Source organism: Candidatus Symbiopectobacterium sp. NZEC135, from assembly GCF_025962695.1.
Map to the genome: position 1 here is coordinate 1 of NZ_JAGFPF010000556.1, position 1,219 is coordinate 1,219.

2 protein-coding genes are annotated in these 1,219 nt (G+C 52.7%); both read left to right on the plus strand.

Annotation, left to right across the window (positions count from 1 at the left end):
• Positions 1-708: molecular chaperone (locus tag J5224_RS28745; RefSeq protein WP_319802503.1), on the plus strand; the 708-nt coding region annotated here is incomplete at its 5' end.
• Positions 683-1,219, plus strand: a 537-nt coding sequence (locus tag J5224_RS28750) for a fimbrial protein (RefSeq protein ID WP_264628502.1), incomplete at its 3' end; no start/stop codon positions are given. The genes J5224_RS28745 and J5224_RS28750, both read left to right, overlap by 26 nt.

A 1,219-nucleotide genomic window follows, 5' to 3' on the forward strand; every position in this document is an offset into this window, starting at 1 on the left:
ATATCGTTGGTTATGGCTCTGCTGCTCTCTTTGTTTACAGTGCCCACCACTTCGCAGGCTGACGGGTTTGGCATTAATGCCTCTCGCCTTATTTACCCGCAAGGTGCTGACAGTATCAGCGTTTCCGTCCGCAATACGACGGTATCGCAACCTTATCTGGTTCAAGCCCGCGTCAGTCGCGCGCAGGCCAACTACCAGCCCGCGCCGTTCCTTGTCAGACCGCCGCTATTTCGTCTTGAACCCGGAGCCGTTAATCAATTACGCATCTCAGCCCAAAATATTAATGCGCCGACCGATCGCGAATCTCTGTTTTATTTTCACGCCAGTGCCGTACCAGCGTCCACTCCCCCCGCCGATCAAAATAGCGCAAGCAAAGTGCATGGCGCGACCCAATTTGGCGTGGGGTCCATTATTAAGCTGTTTTATCGCCCGAGCGGATTGCCCTCTACATCCCGAGAGGCACAGCAAAATATTAAATTTTCTCGTGTGGATGGCGGCATAAAAGCGGAAAACGCCTCAGCGTATTTTATCAGCTTTGCCAGCCTTCAGGTTGGTGGACAACATATCCGCCTGGACACCCCAGAAAAACTCACGATGGCACCGTTCTCGAATCAAATATTTAAAACCAGTGCCACCCGAGGTGATGTCCGTTGGCAAACCATCAATGACGAGGGGGCCGTCAATGCATTTACCCAAACGTTGCCTTAATGCATTTATCATTGGCGGCGTGATCAGCACGCTAAGTATTTTCTCTGCGTCGGTACAGGCTATTACGATCAACTTCTCGGCCACGCTGATTGAAAGCACCTGCGCATTCAGTCTGGATAAATCCACGCTGGATCTCGGGACACTGCAACAAGCGCAATTAGTCCCCTCCTCACTGCTGGCCGCACAGCCTTTCGTTCTGAGCGTACGAGATTGTAATGCCGTGGGTAACAGTCAGCTTCCCGTGGTAAATGTTACCGGACCAGGAGTCCTTCAGGACACTAAATGGCTGTTCCGCGCCGCGTCATCCACGGCCACCAATGTGGGGGTGATGCTGGTCCATACCAACGCACCGCCCTCCTTCTCGGATATCGAGGTCAAAAACAACGATGATATTCCATTGGCCGATCGTGGAGATGCGCCCGTCGACCAAGACCTCACCTTTTATGCCGGGTTAACCTGTGGCATTGCAAGTTGTGCCAGCGTAACCCCTGGCACATTAACGGCGCCAATT